At 42.0% G+C, this 17,994-nt stretch carries 18 protein-coding genes and 1 pseudogene; 7 read left to right on the top strand and 12 right to left on the bottom strand.

The genetic code is table 11. The annotated features are described in order from the left end of the window. Positions 1-9: 9 nt before the first annotated feature. The 5 genes from V7L07_RS02475 to V7L07_RS02455 all read right to left on the bottom strand — a co-directional run bounded on the left by V7L07_RS02475 (position 10) and on the right by V7L07_RS02455 (position 5,978). Entirely contained in the window at positions 10-453 is a 444-nt protein-coding gene (locus V7L07_RS02475) for a hypothetical protein (RefSeq protein ID WP_335054734.1), read from the bottom strand. A gap of 201 nt (positions 454-654) precedes the next feature. After that, complete coding sequence (locus tag V7L07_RS02470) at positions 655-3,198, bottom strand: penicillin acylase family protein (protein WP_442935997.1); 2,544 nt, start codon at positions 3,196-3,198, stop codon at positions 655-657. Between the two features lie 126 nt (positions 3,199-3,324). Next, entirely contained in the window at positions 3,325-4,125 is an 801-nt protein-coding gene (locus V7L07_RS02465) for an ABC transporter permease (protein WP_335054730.1), read from the bottom strand. An 87-nt stretch (positions 4,126-4,212) separates the two neighbouring features. Then, a complete protein-coding gene (locus V7L07_RS02460) occupies positions 4,213-5,031 on the bottom strand; it encodes an ABC transporter permease (protein WP_335054727.1) in 819 nt (272 codons plus the stop codon). Continuing rightward, the gene (locus V7L07_RS02455) at positions 5,028-5,978 is read right to left on the bottom strand and encodes an ABC transporter ATP-binding protein (protein ID WP_335054725.1); all 951 of its coding nucleotides are present in this window, start codon (positions 5,976-5,978) and stop codon (positions 5,028-5,030) included. The genes V7L07_RS02460 and V7L07_RS02455 overlap by 4 nt, the downstream gene beginning before the upstream one ends. Positions 5,979-6,055: 77 nt before the next feature. Here V7L07_RS02455 and V7L07_RS02450 point away from each other — a divergent pair. The 5 genes and pseudogenes from V7L07_RS02450 to V7L07_RS02430 form a co-directional block, all read left to right on the top strand. Then, positions 6,056-6,184 (top strand): annotated as a pseudogene (locus tag V7L07_RS02450) (RNA methyltransferase); the annotation flags it as partial. A 1-nt stretch (position 6,185) separates the two neighbouring features. Then, positions 6,186-6,512, top strand: coding sequence for a hypothetical protein (locus V7L07_RS02445; RefSeq protein WP_335054723.1), 327 nt, complete (start codon positions 6,186-6,188; stop codon positions 6,510-6,512). Between the two features lie 164 nt (positions 6,513-6,676). Continuing rightward, the gene (locus tag V7L07_RS02440) at positions 6,677-7,417 is read left to right on the top strand and encodes an RNA methyltransferase (RefSeq protein WP_335054721.1); all 741 of its coding nucleotides are present in this window, start codon (positions 6,677-6,679) and stop codon (positions 7,415-7,417) included. A 174-nt stretch (positions 7,418-7,591) separates the two neighbouring features. Next, positions 7,592-9,157 carry a serine hydrolase gene (locus V7L07_RS02435; protein WP_335054719.1) on the top strand — a complete coding sequence of 522 codons (1,566 nt, stop codon included), beginning with the start codon at positions 7,592-7,594 and terminating at the stop codon, positions 9,155-9,157. A 210-nt stretch (positions 9,158-9,367) separates the two neighbouring features. Then, on the top strand, positions 9,368-9,550 hold the full coding sequence (locus V7L07_RS02430; protein WP_335054717.1) for a hypothetical protein: 183 nt from the start codon (positions 9,368-9,370) through the stop codon (positions 9,548-9,550). 118 nt (positions 9,551-9,668) lie between these two features. Here V7L07_RS02430 and V7L07_RS02425 read toward each other — a convergent pair whose 3' ends face one another. The 5 genes from V7L07_RS02425 to V7L07_RS02405 all read right to left on the bottom strand — a co-directional run bounded on the left by V7L07_RS02425 (position 9,669) and on the right by V7L07_RS02405 (position 12,770). After that, positions 9,669-9,797, bottom strand: coding sequence for a hypothetical protein (locus V7L07_RS02425; RefSeq protein WP_335054715.1), 129 nt, complete (start codon positions 9,795-9,797; stop codon positions 9,669-9,671). A gap of 76 nt (positions 9,798-9,873) precedes the next feature. Next, a complete protein-coding gene (locus tag V7L07_RS02420; protein WP_335054713.1) occupies positions 9,874-10,317 on the bottom strand; it encodes an acyl-CoA thioesterase in 444 nt (147 codons plus the stop codon). A gap of 108 nt (positions 10,318-10,425) precedes the next feature. Further along, complete coding sequence (locus V7L07_RS02415; RefSeq protein ID WP_335054711.1) at positions 10,426-10,815, bottom strand: tautomerase family protein; 390 nt, start codon at positions 10,813-10,815, stop codon at positions 10,426-10,428. 11 nt (positions 10,816-10,826) lie between these two features. Beyond that, on the bottom strand, positions 10,827-11,432 hold the full coding sequence (locus V7L07_RS02410; protein WP_335054709.1) for a TetR/AcrR family transcriptional regulator: 606 nt from the start codon (positions 11,430-11,432) through the stop codon (positions 10,827-10,829). A 183-nt stretch (positions 11,433-11,615) separates the two neighbouring features. Then, positions 11,616-12,770, bottom strand: a complete 1,155-nt coding sequence (locus tag V7L07_RS02405; protein ID WP_335054707.1) for an iron-containing alcohol dehydrogenase — start codon at positions 12,768-12,770, stop codon at positions 11,616-11,618. 1,020 nt (positions 12,771-13,790) lie between these two features. Between V7L07_RS02405 and V7L07_RS02400 the strand changes: the two genes are divergently transcribed. Then, complete coding sequence (locus tag V7L07_RS02400; RefSeq protein ID WP_335054705.1) at positions 13,791-14,588, top strand: sulfite exporter TauE/SafE family protein; 798 nt, start codon at positions 13,791-13,793, stop codon at positions 14,586-14,588. Between the two features lie 57 nt (positions 14,589-14,645). On the opposite strand, the gene V7L07_RS02395 is transcribed toward V7L07_RS02400, so the two are convergent. Beyond that, the gene (locus V7L07_RS02395) at positions 14,646-15,308 is read right to left on the bottom strand and encodes a cadmium resistance transporter (RefSeq protein ID WP_335054703.1); all 663 of its coding nucleotides are present in this window, start codon (positions 15,306-15,308) and stop codon (positions 14,646-14,648) included. 525 nt (positions 15,309-15,833) lie between these two features. On the opposite strand from V7L07_RS02395, the gene V7L07_RS02390 reads away from it, so the two are divergent. Further along, positions 15,834-16,544 (top strand): cadmium resistance transporter, encoded by a 711-nt coding sequence (locus V7L07_RS02390; RefSeq protein ID WP_335054701.1) that lies wholly within the window; start codon positions 15,834-15,836, stop codon positions 16,542-16,544. A 476-nt stretch (positions 16,545-17,020) separates the two neighbouring features. On the opposite strand, the gene cysK is transcribed toward V7L07_RS02390, so the two are convergent. Then, entirely contained in the window at positions 17,021-17,983 is a 963-nt protein-coding gene (gene cysK, locus V7L07_RS02385) for a cysteine synthase A (RefSeq protein ID WP_335054699.1), read from the bottom strand. Positions 17,984-17,994 lie beyond the last annotated feature (11 nt).

Genomic DNA, 17,994 nt, shown 5'->3' with positions numbered 1-17,994 from the left:
AAGAGTTAGTTATTTACCAGAACAGTAGCTATTAATTTCGCTGACTATTGAACTTTCTTCGCCACTACTTTTTTGCAGAGATACTAAAAAGCCCTTTGCTGCTGGTAGATTCTTTTTATCTATGGCTGTCGCTGCATTATTCAATTCCTTGCTGATGTTCTGATAGAGTGTGATAAAGCGTCCTTGGAAACCTTGCAGTTTTTCATCTTTAACTTCTACTGCTTTCATCTCTGTGGCAAGTGGGTCTATCTTACCAGCAAGTTCAGTTAGAGCTTTGGAACCTTTTGCCGGATTGGGATTTTTAGCGAATTCTTGACCTAGAGTAGATGCCTGATTGGCAACCTTGATGACTTTGTTACATTGAGCAACTTTACTTTCACCACAACCTGCAAATAATAAAGCGATCGCAGTAGTGACTGAAAGTATAAAACTTTGCTTAAATACGCGTTGCATAGGTTCTATGATCTCCAACTATGTTTCGTGAAAGTTAGACAGTAGAATAGATGATCGGCGAAAATACTTTTTCTAAAAAGAATATTTATTTCTGTTTTTAACCTTCTTTCTGCCCTGTTACTTTATACTTCATTTTTCCAAGAATATGTATGTAATTACACGCAAATAACGCAATTTTAAATTAGATAGTCGTGTCGTACTTTACTCTACCAATTTTGGAATTAGTCTCAGTGTTGCAGTCGTATTTTCTGTAATATTCTTTAATTCCCATAACATCTGGTGGTATTCAATCTTGCGCCAAGGTTCAACCATATCGTTGTAGTGGCTATGGAAAGCATGGCCTGACTGTCCAGGGGTGTGAATTGCTACTGAGTTATCCAAATTTCCTAAATCTACAATCATCCGCAGAGAAGGAATATCAGTCACCTCAAAGGATTTGTTTGCTCTCCAGCGGTTAGCATTTACTGTTTCGCCGTTACCAGATGTAGCAAATGCACCACGATTAAATAAAGCTTCAATCGGTGCAACCCCAGATTTACCCAAGGTGGCATTCCGAAAAGTAATAGTATGCAGCTTGCCCCAATTCCAGTTTTTCGGGTCTTTGCTTTGAATTCGTTCTAGTTCATCTACGGCTTCTATAAAGGACTGCCGGAGGATTTGGTCGCGGTTCTCGACTTTTGCGGTGTTGCGGTTGTCCCACCAAGAACTATTGGGCTGTTTGACCAGATTTGATACCACAGCATACCAGCGATCGCCTCCATTGGGAAAGTACTTTTCAGGCAACTGATCATGAAATGTATCTGCTAGCAAGTGTTTCCAGAATACTTCAAATAAAGCAGCAGCAGGCGATGTCATTCCCAACTGCAAATTCCAATCTTGCAGCAGTTTTTGGGCTGCTTGTAAGCGGGGAGTATCAACAGTGATAGATTTTAGTAGTGGCACTAATGTTTGTGCATTTAAATTGCGATTATCACCCTGTATTTGTTGTACATCCTTCAGAGAAATCAGCTGCGTTTGTTGTGAAATCATTTCAACGATGCGCTTTGCTCGGTAGCCATAAACCCAGTCTGCGGTAATCAGGTAAGGATATTCACGCATAACTAAATTATTGGCAGTAGCAATATAACCTTGGAATGGATTAAAACTTTTGGGTAATTTCTCAAAGTCAATATAGCCTTGCCACTCATAAGCATCTGTCCAACCAGGAACGGGATAACGCCCATCTCCTTGAGCGCGGATGGGGAATTTACCAGGCATTTGGTAGCCAATATTGCCATCAATGTCAGCGTAGACCAAGTTTTGAGCCGGGACATCATAGTTACTAGCAGCATTGCGGAATTCCTGCCAGTTTTGGGCGCGATTGATTTGGGGAATAGCATACGCTAGTTTGGAAGGTTCTAGGGCTGTCCAGCGCAGGGCTACAGCGTAATTTTGCGGTACTTCTAGGGGGTGAATTGGCTGGAATTGCTTCAGATTTGGCGAAACATCAGAGAGAATCGGCCCATGTCGGGTATAGCGTACCGTTTGCACAATCGGCTGACTTCCGGCTACTTGAATTGTCTCTTGCACAAGCTGTATATTAACCCACTTGCCATCGACCTCATACTGATTGGGGTTATTTGGGTTGATTTTCTCGATGTATAAATCCATCACATCAGATTGTACATTGGTGACACCCCAGGCAATGCGATCGCTATGACCGATAATTACCCCAATCATTCCCGCAAAGGAAAAGCCAGAAACGTTGTAGGGACATTCTGCACTCTTGGGTGTGCAGTGCAAACCAACCTCATACCAGATAGAGGGTATTTGCACACCTAAATGGGGGTCATTCGCCAAGATTGGCTTACCTGTTGCCGTTCGCTGACCAGATATCACCCAGTTATTCGAGCCAATACCTATTCCTGTGGGCCCAATGAATTGTTGTAAAGCCATCATCGGCTTAGTAATTGACTCTAAAGCAGGTAATACATCTGGAGAATTGAGAAGGACTTCAACATTATTGTCCCTTCCTGCCTCTGCTTCTCCTATTCCTTGCTGCAACTCAGGTAAAATAACTGGCAAGTCTTCAGGGTATGGTGGAAACAGTTCCTCTACTTGAGCATGAGTAAGAGTTTTGAGCAAAATAGCACGTTCAATTTCGCTCTCGAAATTTCTACCCAAGTCGTAAGCCATTACCTTCCCCCAAGTCAGAGAATGCAGTATTTGCCAAGGTTCTGGCTTATACCCAGGATTGAGAAACTTTAGCACAGCGTATTCTAGACTCAGGGCGCTGCCTTGATGCTCTGTCAAATAGGCATTGACACCATCGGCGTAAGCTTCCAAGTATGCCTTCATCTCTGCATTAATTTCCTGAATTTCTTGCTGCGCCACCCTCGCCCAACCCATTGTCCGCAGATATTTATCAGTGTCAACTTGAGAAGAACCAAACATTTCTGAGAGTTGCCCAGAACCAATGTGTCGCCAAAAATCCATTTGCCAAAAGCGGTCTTGGGCGTGGATATAACCTTGCGCCATAAATAAATCGTGGGAGTTGGCAGCATAAATATGGGGAATTCCCCATTTATCCCGCTGGATGCTTACTTCGGCTTTTAGTTGAGGTAGTTGAATTGTGCCACTCTCTTGCGGAAAGGATTGGCGCACAGTGTAGGTGGAAAATCCCACTAACAATAGCCCTAGCACTAACAGGAAAATCAGAGTAATTTTGAGTCTTTTACGTAACCAACCTTTCCTGTAGTTTTTCATGTGAGCTTCTCGTGGCATTGTTTAGTGAAATCAGGCAATACTACAAGGTATTTAATCAGAATCTTGAGAAAAGTGCGATCTGTCCATTTAAAATACGCCTGAGTATACAGTTAAAATTTTGTTGTACTAGCTACCAGTAGAACAATAGTATCGTTCTCCTATTTTCCAAAGCTTGAGCGCAACTATTAGAAAGATAATCCCTGCAATTGGTGAAACATAACAAAACCACAAAGGCACTAAAAAAGCATCTTCTTTTTCAAGTACTGCAAGCAAAGGAAAATAACTGACGCAAGCAAGCGGTATCAAGAAAGTAAAGAATCGCTGAAACCACTTGCTATAAATTGCAAGAGGGTACTGAGCAGTTTCGACTCCTCCATAAGTGAGGATATTCATAATTTCGAGAGATTCAATAGTCCAGAAGGTGATGGTTGCTTGCATAATAACAATGCCAACAAAGAGTGCAACTCCACCAAAAAATGAAGTACCCAAAAGCCATAAAGTTTTAAAAGTTAAAGGGATGTGGAGTGATGAAAGCGACCACCAAATAACAACAATTCCTTGAAATAATCTTCCGATTCGTTTTAAAGTAAACTCTTTACCTAAAAGCTGAAGTGCTGTGGTGCGTGGACGAACAAGTAAACGGTCGAAGTCTCCACTTTTAATTATTGTTGTAAATGAGTCAAAGCCTTTTCCAAGAGCATCAGCACAAGCAAAAGAAATATTAATTATTCCATAAAATAGAGCAACTTCATTCAAAGTCCACGTACCAATACTATTAAAACGACTAAAAAGTGCCCAAACTCCAAAAAATTCAACAGCAGTTCCTAAAAGCTGCCCTATGACTTGCAGCCAGAAAGAAACTTTGTACTGCATTTGCGACTTGAAAGATATAGAAATATATCGAATGTAAAGCGAAAAATCATTCATAGTCGCGTTGTAATTTTTATCTAAAATAAATTACTAACCTATCTTCCTACTTAAAAAATTACGAATTATGAATTACGAATTATTTACTTATCCTCCTTGAATTACAAGTTTTCTGATACCATATTTCACAAGGGCACGCCCAAGGGTAATAATGACAACTATCCAAAAAGCTTGATGCAGCAAAACATTAAACAGGGCGTTTGGTTGAAGATTTCCACTAAAAAGACGAAAAGGTTTGTCGATTAGTCCTGAAAAAGGGAGTGCATTTAAAAAAGGCTTGCTCCACTCAGGAAAAAGTGGTAAAGGAACAATCATGCCAGAGAAGATAGTAACAAGAGTAGGTAGAATACTATTAATTCCCTCGCCCGAAATTGTCCACATAATTGATACAGTCAGAAGCATAGTTAATGCAGATGAAAGTAAAATTGCGCCAATAAAAGAGAGAATAAAGGCAACAAAAGAAGCAAAGGAGGGTGGAAAAGCAAGCGACCATTCATCAAGCCCTAAAAGGGGGAAAATAAAAATTGTGACACTAAGAAGCGGAATGGCACGAAGTATTAGGGGCGTTGTACGAAGTGCCAAAGCGCGAGTAAACCAAAAATTATAAAGGTCTGTGGGTCGCAGAAGATCGTATCCTACAGCACCAGTTCGGATGAGTTCTTGAATATCTCTATCACCTCCCCAAGGGACAATCGCCATTAGAAACGCCTGTCCCAGCCACACATATCCTACAGCTTGTTGAAAAGTGATAGGTTGAGCAGAGGTTGTATGAGTAAAGAATGCCTGTAAAACCATTACTTTCACTAACCCCCAGAAAAGCTGAGTTCCAATGCCTGCCAAAGCAGCAGCACGGTATTGCAACAGCAGGGTAAATCTAGCAACAAACAGTGACCAATATGCTTTCATGGGCTAATTCCGGCTGAAATTGCATAAAGTTCAGCAACTATCTCTTCAATGGGTGGATTTTCCACAAAAAGATCCTCTACTTCGTGTTGCGAGGTAACTTGGCTAATTAAAGACGCAGCAGAAAGCTTTGTGGGATCGAAGGCTAGAGTTACGGTGCGACCTTCTTTAGAGATAATACTGACTCCTTCTTCTTCAAAGAAGAAATCATCATTTGCTAGGTCAATTCTTAAGTACCGACGCGAGGAAACTTCAGAACGCAGTGCTGCTAAAGTTCCATCACAAAGGATTTCACCTCCACCAATAACTATTATGCGATCGCACAATGCCTCGATATCATCCATATCATGGGTAGTCAGGATCGTGGTTACTTGATGAGTTTTATTCAGCGCTTTGATAAATTTTCTGACTGCAAGCTTGGAAACTGCATCAAGCCCGATGGTAGGTTCATCAAGAAAAAGAATTTCCGGTCTGTGAAGCATTGCGGCTGCGAAGTCACATCGCATCCTTTGACCAAGGCTTAACTGTCTCACTGGAGTCGAGAGAAAGCTTCCAAGACCAAGCAAATCAATCATTTCTTCGCGTGTCTGGCGATACTCCGATTGGGGAACGCGATAAATATCCCGCAGCAAATCGAAAGACTCAATCACTGGTAAATCCCACCAGAGTTGTGTTCTTTGACCAAACACTACACCGATACGATTAACGTGCTTGATTCGATCTTTCCAAGGAGTTCGTCCGCCAATTAGGCATTTTCCACTGGAAGGTACGAGAATGCCGCTTAAAATTTTTATAGTAGTCGATTTACCTGCTCCATTTGGGCCAATGTATCCTACAAGTTCTCCCCGTTCCAGGGAAAACGAAACTCCTTTGAGGGCATCAACTTCTTTAGTTTTTCGCTGCACAAGCCCTCGTATTGAACCGAAAAGCCCAGAGTAACGTTCAGACACAAAGAAAGTCTTCCTGAGATTTTCGACAAGAATGTGAGACATATTTGGGCAGGGGGCAGGGGGCAGGAGACAAATAAATGAGCTTGGCTGGATTAAGAATTGTGTTGGTAGAACCAGCTGGGGCGATCAATGTCGGAGCGATCGCCAGAGTAATGAAAGATTTCGAGATATATCATTTAATAATAGTAAATTGCCAATGCAATCCCCATGCCAAGAATTACCGTAGAAGTATCAGAGGAATTATCTCTACAACTAGCACAAGTAGGCGATCGCTTACCTGAACTACTTGCATTGAGTCTCCAACAACCAGCTGTACCAGCACAAGTTTACCGATATATCTTAGATTTTTTGGCTAGCAACCCCACTCCTGAACAAATTGCTGAATTTAAACATACTCCCGAAATGCAAGAACGGTTGCGTACCTTGTTAACACGCAGTAACGCAGGTGAACTTACACCCACGGAGTTGAAAGAACTAGATGAGTATGAACGTATTGAACACTTAGTTGTGATGATTAAAGCAGGTAACTTCTAAATAGCGACGAACGACTAGCCCAACGGCAAAGATTGCGCTGAACTCTTCAGACCTGACGCATCCATTCACTTACACAGGTAAAATGATTTCAGGGAAACTCTTCAGTAGAACCACAACGCTGAAAATTAGTCTGTAAGTACTGGTACGATCGCAGGAGGCAAAAAATGGGCTTGGCTGGATTAAGAATTGTGTTGGTAGAACCAGCTGGGCCGATAAATATCGGCGCGATCGCCAGGGTAATGAAAAATTTCGGGCTATATAATTTAGTATTAGTGAACCCCCAATGCGATCCGCTATCGACGGAAGCTTTGATGATGGCTGTTCACGCTCAGGAAATTATAGAATCTGCGGTAATAGTGGCGACCTTACCAGAAGCATTGCATGGATGTGTCCGGGCGATCGCTACTACTGGTCGCCCTCGTAGTTGGGAAACACCCTTAGAAAATCCCCGGACTGCACTACCCTGGTTACTGGAGGAACCAGAAAAACCCGCAGCCCTGATTTTTGGCAGAGAAGACCGAGGATTAAGCAATGAAGAATTAAATTATGCACAACGGTTTGTTGGCATTCCCACAAGTCAAGATTATGTCGCACTGAATTTGGCTACTGCCGTTGCAATCTGTTGTTATGAATTGTCACAATCTGCCCAGCAACTTGATACCCAAACCTTACCCGAAACGGAACTTGCAACCTTAGATGCAGTGGAAGGATACTACCAGCAATTAGAATCACTATTACTGAAAATTGGTTATGTGTATCCCCATACAGCAGCGAGTCGCATGGGAAAATTTCGCCAACTATATAATCGCGCTCATCTGAAGACTGGGGAAGTAGCCATGCTACGAGGAATTTTGCAGCAGGTAGAATGGGCCCTGAAAAATCAGAGGGATGGTGAAAACTTGTAATTATTCGTTTAATATATACGCAATCATCCCCCCAAAATATTTAATATCGCTTAAACTAAACACAAAAATGTTACTTAGTGGCAAAGTAGAATTTGAGTATTAATATTGCTTAAAGATTAAGTTTTGGGTCAGGAGTCTGCAAGAAAACAGTCAAGTGGGTCACAAGGAGTAACTGTGTCAGAGTCAAGTGACGAACTAACAGCTTTCTCGCGGCGTCAACCCTTAAATCGCCGCCAGCCGCCACAAAAAGTTCAAAAAGTGGTGAAGAAGAAAGTTAAAGCTAACAGCCAGCCGCAAACTACAAATGGACGAGTAGGGGCGCTAACACGCTCAAAAAATCAAATCATTCCTCCCCCAACCCCTGGTACTACACGTAGGGTAAAATCGGGGTTAGTTATGCCAACGGCAGTAAAACCAGTACCTAGTGCAAAGGGAAAAATTCCTCCCTTCCGACCGGGTGCTGTGATGGTTAAAACAGTGCGGATGGAAAAGCCAAAACCAAGCAGGCGCTCATCGCGGAAAACCCGGTTAAAGCCAATGGCCAAAACCATATTGTATGTTTTGCGGTTATTGATTGTGGGTGTGGGGATGGGTGCAATTGTGGGCACGGCGTTGTCAATATTAGACCCAGCAAATCGCATCAGCACAAGTTCGACATCGCAATCTAATAGTAATGTGGTGCGATCGCAGCCGCAACCTTCCCAAACTCCTCCAGTTGCGTCTTCAAGTCTATATCTATCTCAAGAAATTACCTCTTTGAAAAATGCCGTGCAAAATTTGGCGGCCACTAACCCAAATCTCACACCCGGAGTTTTCTTAGTAGATTTGGATACTGGTAGTTATGTAGATATCAATGCCTCTACCAGTTTTCCAGCGGCCAGTACGATTAAAGTGCCGATTCTGCTTGCCTTTTTCCAGGATGTGGACGCAGGGAAAATTCACCTGGATGAAATGCTAACCATGCAACAGGATTTGGTAGCTGGCGGTTCAGGTAATCTGCAATACAAACCACCAGGAACCCAGTACGCCGCTCTGGAAGTGGTCACTAAAATGATTACAATCAGCGACAACACAGCAACAAATATGCTGATTGCTCGACTCGGAGGAATAGACGCTTTAAACCAGCGTTTCCGCAGTTGGGGATTGACAACCACGGTAATCCGCAATCAACTCCCAGATTTGCAAGGGACAAACACTACTAGTCCCAAGGAACTAGGGAATTTGATGGCGATTGTGAGTCAGGGAAATTTAGTGAGTGCGCCATCACGCGATCTCATGCTTGATATTTTGCGCCGCACCCAGAAAGACACTCTGCTACCCTCAGGTTTAGGAACAGGTGCGAGAGCATACCACAAAACGGGCGATATCGGCACAATGTTGGCAGATGCAGGTTTAATTGTTGTTCCAACTGGCAAGCGCTACATCGCTTCCGTTATGGTACAACGCCCCGCAAACGATCCTCGCGCCGAAAAATTGATTAGCTCAATTTCTCGTTTCGCTTACCAAGAGTTTAGCCAGAATGCTGTCACACCTGGCACTACTACAAATACAGTACCCGCAAATGGTTATCAGCCTCAGGTTGTGAATCCTGCTTTATCCAACGGTACAACAGGCACAGTTCCCATGAGCATTTATCAGCCTCCTATTGTCACTCCTGTACCCAACAGTATGGGAAGTACTGTACCGCCAAACGGTTATCAATCGCCAGTGATGAATCCTCAGTATTACCCTCCAAGATAATTCGTAATGACAGAACAAGGCAAAAGAAGTTTATCAATATTTTTACTTTTTGATACTTCCCGATCAAATTTCCTCAATTTATTTATGGGGATGATTTTTTTACTTAATTTCAAAACTACCAATTTAATCACTGTCATTTCTCCACTTCAGCCAGAGAAGCATCCATGATTTTTATCCCCTCAACACTTGCAATTTTACCTGCTTTAGGGAATGAAGAAGGCAGGAGGCAATGTAGGCTTCTCTTCTCTTCTACGAGAGGCTGCGCCAACGAAAAGACCTACACTGATTGCAGCACACCTGTGGCAGAGATTTTGGAATGGGTCTTCCTTGCTCCCTAGCGATCGCAATTACTTCCTGATATCCCGCTTCAAGCATTGCGATCGCTGGACATAAGCAGCTATAGGACGCATCTATGAAAGGCTTTCCGTCTATCCAAACGTGAAGCATCCTCGAAGAAGCATAAGCCACTTCCTCAAGCTAATCACTTGTTATTTATCCTCAACATAGATTTTTATTCAAATGTTGCCAAATTAACTTGAGCAATTTTGTTGAGTAAGCGTTCACGATGCTTTTGAACAAATTCAGCCAATAATATTGGTTGTTTGCCTGTAATCTGCTCCACAGTGTTGACAAGCGGCATAGCATTTTGCCTTTGAACCATAACAGACCGAACAGTCTGTAATAACTCAAAAAAATATCAAAGGTATTCCTAATTGTTAAATTTTCTGAATCCCTTGTTGATACTGTAAATATTTCTTCTGTAATTCCTCTGGAATGGGAATAAGACGACTATTTTGCAAATTGACAAAAGCACCCTTCTGGGTAGCTACTGCTGCTAACTCATTGTTAGATAAAATTTCAGCTTGCACAGTCCACTTCAACCGTCCTAAATTACTCAGCCATAAACGTCCAATTACTTGATCAATCATCTTTATCGGACGTTTATATTCAATTTCTGTTCCAGCTAAAATCGGTGTATATCCTTGCTCAATTTGTTGATTGAGTTGCCAATGTTCATCTAAAAACTTTAAACGTAAATCCTCTAGCCATCTGATATACACAATATTACTCACGATTCCCATAAAGTCAATATCATAAGTTTTTACAGGAATCGCCAATACTACTTCTAATGGTCTATGTAAGTTGTTATTTACTAGCATTATTTATCCCAGGAGTTTTAAGACCATTGATTTGTAAAATTATTCATCTATTTTAGGTATGAGTAATTATTAATTGTCTAATAACCCATTAGCCATACATATATAGTTTCAAACTTCTACTTTGTAGTTTAAGATTAACTCGTCACCAGGTAAACCTCTAATACCCCAGTTATATTTAGGCGTTTCAAAAATTGTGATTTCAATGTCATATACAGCAATATTCAATTTTTCATTAATATTTTCAATCAGTAGGCGAATCAACTGTTTTTTTGTCTCCACCGATCGCCCCTCAAACATACTAATTTCAATAATCAGATAATTGTCTGATCTATCAGATGGATAGTAGAAATCTGATTTATCCAATGGGAAAAAACGGTGAAATCTTTTTTCAGGGGTAAGCTGTAAAACCTGAATAACAGACGCATGGATTATATTTGATAACTCTATTTTGACAGTATTTAATTTTTCTGCTAAACCATATACCTTGATTTGTGCCATACTTTTAAAGTTCAGGAGTACTGAGTACTGTTTCGGTGAGTTTCCAAGTATTGATTCAGGTGATTAATTACTCTGTGCATGTGAATTGAATCTCCATAAAGCTTGCTCATCATTACGGCTCCTTCTAACGTTGCAATGATGATGGTAGCAATTTCATCAGCACTCACTTCCGGGCGAATTTCACCCTTTTCAATTCCCGTTTCAATAATTCGATGAATCAGATTTAGCCACGAGTTCATTGCTTGTTGAGCGCGTTCTCGCAACGCCGGATGAGCATCATCACTCTCTACAGCAGTATTCAGCAATGGACACCCTCCCTTGATCGGTGGATTTTCTGCGAAGCTACTAAATACCCCAATGATTGCTTGCAGCCGTTCTACTGCGTGGCGTTTGCTTCGTAATGCAAATCTAGTATGCTGTTTGATGTGAGCGATCGCAAAATCAAAAGCCTGTAGAGCGAGATCATCTTTGCTTTGAAAGTGATTGTAAATTCCTCCTTTTTGCAATCCAGTAACACGCATAATGTCAGACATCGATGATCCTGCATACCCCTGTTGGTTAAACAATTCGGCTGCTTGCTGGAGAATTCTGCTTTTTGTTTCTTCGCCTTTGGACATTGGGGACTGGGGACTAGGGATTGGGGACTGGGGCTTGCTGTAAATAAAATATTACAGACCGAACGGTTTGTTTGAATTATCAATGAGATTTGCTTGTAAGTCAAGTATTTTTCAGCGCTAAGTCAAGAAACGAGGCACTGAGCATTAGTTCTTTCCCTAATCCCCAATCCCCAGTCCCTAATCCTATACTGAGAGAGTTAAAATCTGCTCAATTACCTGAGAATTAACATCTTTATATTCTCCCAAAGCTACAGTACCGCGTTTTTCAAAGCGCTCAATAATTACAGGAATGGTATCGAGTTGAACACCATAATCAGACAAGCGCGTGCGTACACCAACGGACTCGAAGAAATTGCGAGTTTTAGCGATCGCTTCAGTAACCCGTTCTTCTTCACTACCATCGACAATTCCCCAAACTTGCTCGGCATATTGTAAGAGTTTTTGCCATTTGCGATCGCGCCTAATTGTCAAGGTGCTAGGTAGTACAACAGCCAAAGTTTGAGCATGATCCAAACCATGCAGTGCTGTCAATTCGTGCCCAATCATGTGAGTTGCCCAATCTTGGGGTACTCCTGCACCAATTAACCCATTTAGTGCTAGCGTTGCAGACCACATCACATTAGCCCGTGCATCGTAGTCTTGAGGATTCGCTAGCGTTTTTGGCCCTTCCTCAATTAGCGTTTTCAAAATTGATTCAGCTAATCGATCTTGTAGTGGTGCGTTGACTGGATAAGTCAAATACTGTTCCATCACATGGGTGTAAGCATCGACAATTCCATTGCTAATTTGCCGCACAGGTAGGGAAAAAGTTGTTTCTGGATCGAGAACTGAGAAACGGGGAAATACCAAAGGACTGCTGAAAGCTAATTTTTCTTGAGTTTCCCACTTAGTCACAACCGCATTCGTATTCATTTCCGAGCCTGTTGCAGGTAAAGTCAAAACTGTACCAAAGGGTACAGTAGCCTTTACAGGTGCGTCTTTGGCGAGGATGTCCCAAGGATCGCCGACAAAGGGAACCGCAGCAGCAATAAACTTAGTGCCATCAAGAACTGAACCGCCACCGACAGCAAGTAGAAAGTCTATGCCCTCATTCCGCACTACTTCAACCGCTTTCAAGAGGGTTTCCAGATGAGGATTGGGTTCGATTCCACCAAACTCAAGGACATTTCGTCCAACCAATGCAGACTTCACCTGATCGTAGACACCGTTAGTTTTGATGCTACCCCCACCATAAGTAATCAGAATTTTGGCATCAGCAGGAATTTCAGCAGCAATTTTGGCAATTTGACCTTTGCCAAACAGGATTTTGACAGGGTTGTAAAAAACAAAGTTTTGCATGAGTGATTAGGCTAGGGAATCGGATTTGACTTCGAGTATTGTAATCACTTTCACAGCCTTAGTTAATTTGAGTGGGGACAATACGGTTAGGTGAAGAAATTTATCCGTTGAGGCAGGCAGGGGGGCAGGGGATGCAGGGGGGAGAAAAAAGCAAAAAAATTGTAGGTTGGGTGGAGGCTTTGCGTAACCCAACATTCTGATATATAGGACTCATATTTGATCTTTGAACAAAACTCAGTACACCTTTATTCCTTCTTCCCAGTCCCCAGTCCCAGTCCCTTACCTCTACGAGTGATTCAGAAATCAAATCGAATTGCTTGTTGGGTTGCGCTCCGCTCCATCCAACCTACGTCTGGGGAATGGTGTAGTTTAATTATTTTCCTTGTTCCCTTGTCCTCTTCTGGTGAATTATCCCTATGGTGATTAACTTGTAGGTAATTTTTCTAGCAACCAGTCCTAAGAAGTTTAACTGGCTACGGAGTATTAAGCAGATAATTGAGCGATATACAACGCGAATACGCTGGACGTTTAATCATGATTACGAGTAAAATACGGTAAGTGCATCGCCTTACGTGCTTTTACATGTAAAACCGCAGAAAAACCTAGTTAGAAGTTGAGTTTAGCAGAGCAACTGACCAATAAGCAGTTATCAAAGTCTTTTTGAGCTAAATGCCAGTTCTCATGCTTACAAAAACTTCCAGACAGGTTTGAAGTTATCCAGGAATCCTCTGCCCTAACTCTTAGCTGGATAAGCCTTGTGTCACTCATCTCTTGAGAAACACAATAACTCACCATAACTAGCTCTGTCTACCACTGGGCTATAGTTTGGCTGACTTGCTGCTTTCTAGCAGTGAAGCTAAAGCTGAATTGAAATTCTAGCTGCTCGTAGTTAAGTCAGTAAAAAGTTATCAAGGCTTCGTTTGGGGATTTAAACCCTAACTGAGGCTGCTCACTTGTAGAAGTAGGAGACTCAACAAGATTCTGATAACTGATAACTAATTGTTGAAACCCCTGAAGAGTATGCACTATCTATTACTACCGTTCTTAAGCTTTTTTGTTGGCATCATCGTTGGTTTGACGGGAATTGGTGGAGCCTCTCTCATCACGCCAATGTTGATTTTTGTTTTTCAGGTTCCGCCTTCTATTGCTGTGAGTTCTGATGTTGTGGCCGCTACGTTGATGAAAGTTGTTGGTAGCGTCAAGCATTGGGAACAGAAAACCCTTGACACAGAAGTTGTCAAATGGTTGGCCTTCGGGAGTGTTCCAGGCTCACTGTTGGGGGTGGGGATTTTGCACTTCATTAAACGTACAGGTGAGTACAACCTAGATAACATCTTGCTCCGTTTGCTTGGCGGAATGATTTTGCTAGTCACAGTATTAGCACTAGTGCAATTGTTGTTATTGACTTTTTTCCCCAAATTTAATTTACCCGAACTGCCAAAGTTAGACTTAGAAACTAACTTTGGTCGATTTGTAACAATTAGTTTGGGAGCAATTTTAGGCTGTTTAGTTGGTCTAACCAGTGTCTCCTCAGGTTCAATGTTTGCCCTAGTGCTGATTGGGTTTTTCCGCCTTGATGCTCGGAAGTTAGTGGGTACAGATATTTCACACGCAGCAATTTTACTGCTGTTTACAGCCCTCGGTCATCTCAGCCTGGGAACAGTTGATTGGAGTTTGGTACTGCCTATATGGCTAGGCTCTGTGCCTGGGGTGTTACTAGGTGCTAAAGTCTGCGAGGTAGCCCCGCAACGTCCGTTACGGTTTATCATTTATGCCATTTTGATGATGGTGAGTTGGAAATTAGTTCATCAGGTGTAACCAATTTGAGATTTTCAATTCCCAATCCAGCATTCAACATCCAGCATCCACCATTGATTAATTTCTCACCCAAGGTAGTAGAGTGAATGTACCTCGGTCATACATAATGAACAGACCCAAGCCAATTAACACAAAAGGTATAACAGCTTGACCGTAGCGATTTAAAAGATCGGCAATGGTAGGTTGACGGCTTAAAAAATAAGCGATCGCACACCAAATCCCTACCATGATAAAAAATACACTTATAATTACTCCCAAGCTGGCAAGATCGTGACCAGCGAACAAAGGGACATATACACTAATATTGTCACCACCATTAGCGATCGTCACTGCTGACACTTTATAAGTTTGGCGGTGTAAAACACTCAAAATAAAAGACAATACCGGGTTAGTAGATGTGGGCTGGTTAAAATCACTACTGACTGTCTGAACTGTTATAGTATCTTCTTCTTTATATACTAAGTGGTGAATACCAATACCAATTGGTAGCAATCCTAGCAATCCTATCCATTCTCGCTGTATAACCAATCCACCAAAAAATCCTGGTAAGCTAGCGATGATAATGGCTGCAAAACCCAGATATTGACCGAGTAAGATATGCCGCCGCCGAAAATTACCATCTACCTGTGAAAAAAATATTAACAAGATAATGATGTCATCTATGTTGGTGGCGATGAAGGCAATTATCCCTTCACTGAAAGCTGTCCCTAGCTTACTCATGCTGGATTTTTAGAATCTACGATTTATAACCATACCAAATTAACCTTCTGGCAGAACTAAGCTTTAATATAGACAAAGTGATTATTCAATGAATTTCACCGATTTACGAGATTTATGGCAAAAATTCAGATCCCAATCCAATAATGGCAAGCAAAAAAATAGTGCATTAGACGTAGGTTGGGTGGAGTGGAGCGCAACCCAACAGATTATCAGGATGTTGGCTTTGGCTGCCTCGTTCCCAGTCGGAGACTGGGAATGCTCGTCGTTGAGGCTCCGCCTCTCGAACTCGCGGCAGAGACGCTTTTGAGTTGCATTTCCAGCCGGAGACTGGAAACGAGGTTTTAAGGGAGTTTCAGTTTAAGTTGACACCAATGCCCAAAGCCTCCATCCAACCGACAATTTTTTTGCAACATTTTAGCCTTGACACGCCAATTTATTTGCATTCTTCTCTTTGGAATGCTTCTCTAAGAGAGGCATTGAGTAGCCTGCTCCCAGATAAAAGTATGTCTATATTTCTCTTAAAATATGAACGAGTTACTTACTGCAATTACTACAGGGGCGATTACGTTCATTGCCACTAACATTGATGATATTGTCATTCTATTGTTGTTTTTTTCTCAAATAAATCCTAACTTTCGGCCCCGGCATATAGTTGCTGGTCAATTTCTAGGTTTTACAGTTCTTTTAATTCTGAGTCTTCCTGGTTTATTTGGTGGGTTAGTATTCTCAAAAAGCTGGATTGGATTACTTGGTTTACTACCAATATCTATAGGTATCAGTAGCTTGGTGAATCGGGAAGAAGATTCATCAAAAGAAGTTGTAGATACAGCAGAAGCAGATGAAGCATCAACAATTACTAGTTTTTTTTCTCCCCAGGTTTATAGTGTGTCAGCCGTGACAATTGCCAATGGTAGCGATAATATTAGCGTTTACATCCCTTTATTTGCTAGCTGCAACTTAGAGAGTTTTTTAGTAATTATCGGATTATTTTTTCTATTATTAGGAATTTGGTGCTACGCAGCATACAAATTAATTAACAATAGAGTCATAGCTGAGATATTGACTCGTTACGTTAATAATCTTGTGCCTTTTGTTTTGATAGGATTAGGCACTTTTATTGTATTGAAAAGTGAAGCTTTAAGTCCAATCAAGCTAGCTGCTAGTGGTGTCTGTTTGATAATTTTAGTGAAAAATAATGAAAGTGCCGACGAAATTCGCGAAAATTCTAGTAGTTAACCAAGCCAGTTTCAATACTGCTCGGTTCGTGGATTTTAAACTGGAATTTGGTTTTGGGAAAAGGTTAAAGGTTTTTTCTTTCCCCTTTCCCATTCCCCTTTTCCCGTTAACCGACAAGTATTGAAGCTAGTTTTAGATTTTGATTTAGATTAAAAATCCTCACATCTTGCACCTAACCCTAGCAATTAAGGAACTCCAAGAAATAAATTATCCAATATTGTGGGGTGGGCAACATGAGCGCCCAGTCGATATGGCTCTTATGTCGCCCACCCCACAAGAGTTAATTGAATATTTTTTTATTTGGAAGTCCCTTAGAAATCGTGGCTATACAAACTAAGTCCGCCTACGCGGACTAATGCAAAATCAAGGCTTTTCAACCTGCAAAGGCAGGTCAAGTCTCGTGTAGCCACGATTTCTAGTCGCCTGGTGCAAGATATTAAAATCTAAAATCCAAAATCCAAAATTTGTCTATCAAATTAAACTTTACTCAACCACTCATTCTCTTCTGGGTCTTTGAACAATGAGGTACTGAGGTAGCGTTCGCCAAAGCTAGGTTGGATCATGACGATGAGGCGACCTGCATTTTCTGGCCGTTGTGCTACTTGAATAGCCGCATATAAAGCAGCGCCAGTCGAAATCCCCGATAGCAATCCTTCTTCTTTGGCAAGGCGACGGCTGTAAGCGATCGCTTGCTCATCCGCTACCTGAATCACTTCATCTACCAGTTCTGGACGGTAAATTGCGGGGATAAATCCCGCGCCGATACCTTGAATTTTGTGAGGCCCTGATTTACCACCTGTTAATACTGGACTGCTGCTTGGTTCAACTGCGATCGCTTGAAAACTCGGCTTCCGTCCTTTAATAACTTCTGCAACTCCCGTAATCGTCCCACCAGTACCCACTCCCGCCACGAGAATATCTACTTCTCCATCGGTGTCATTCCAAATTTCTTCGGCTGTGGTTTCTGCGTGAACTTTTGGGTTAGCTGGGTTGCGGAACTGCTGCAACATATAAGCATTGGGCGTTTGAGCTAAAATCTGCTCTGCACGACCGATCGCTCCTCGCATCCCTTCTACCCCTGGCGTTAACTCTAATTGAGCGCCATAAGCTTTCAGCATAGAGCGTCTTTCGTGGCTCATTGTGTCAGGCATCGTTAGAATAAGATGATAACCCTTAGCGGCTGCCACCATCGCCAGCGCAATTCCTGTATTTCCAGAAGTCGGCTCTACTAAAGTAGTTTTTCCGGGGTGAATCAAGCCTGCTTCTTCTGCCGCTTCCACCATACTCGCGCCAATCCGGTCTTTCACAGAAGATGCTGGATTCATGCTTTCTAGCTTCACCACAATCCGAGCAACCGCTCCTGAAGCTTGGGGAATCTTGTTTAATTGAACTAAAGGAGTTCGTCCGATTAACTCTGTGATATCTTTCGCTATCCGCATGGGGGTACTCC

Origin of the sequence: Nostoc sp. (assembly GCF_036916985.1) — a bacterium.
Lineage (GTDB): Bacteria > Cyanobacteriota > Cyanobacteriia > Cyanobacteriales > Nostocaceae > Nostoc.
This window is presented reverse-complemented; position numbering and strand designations above follow the sequence as displayed.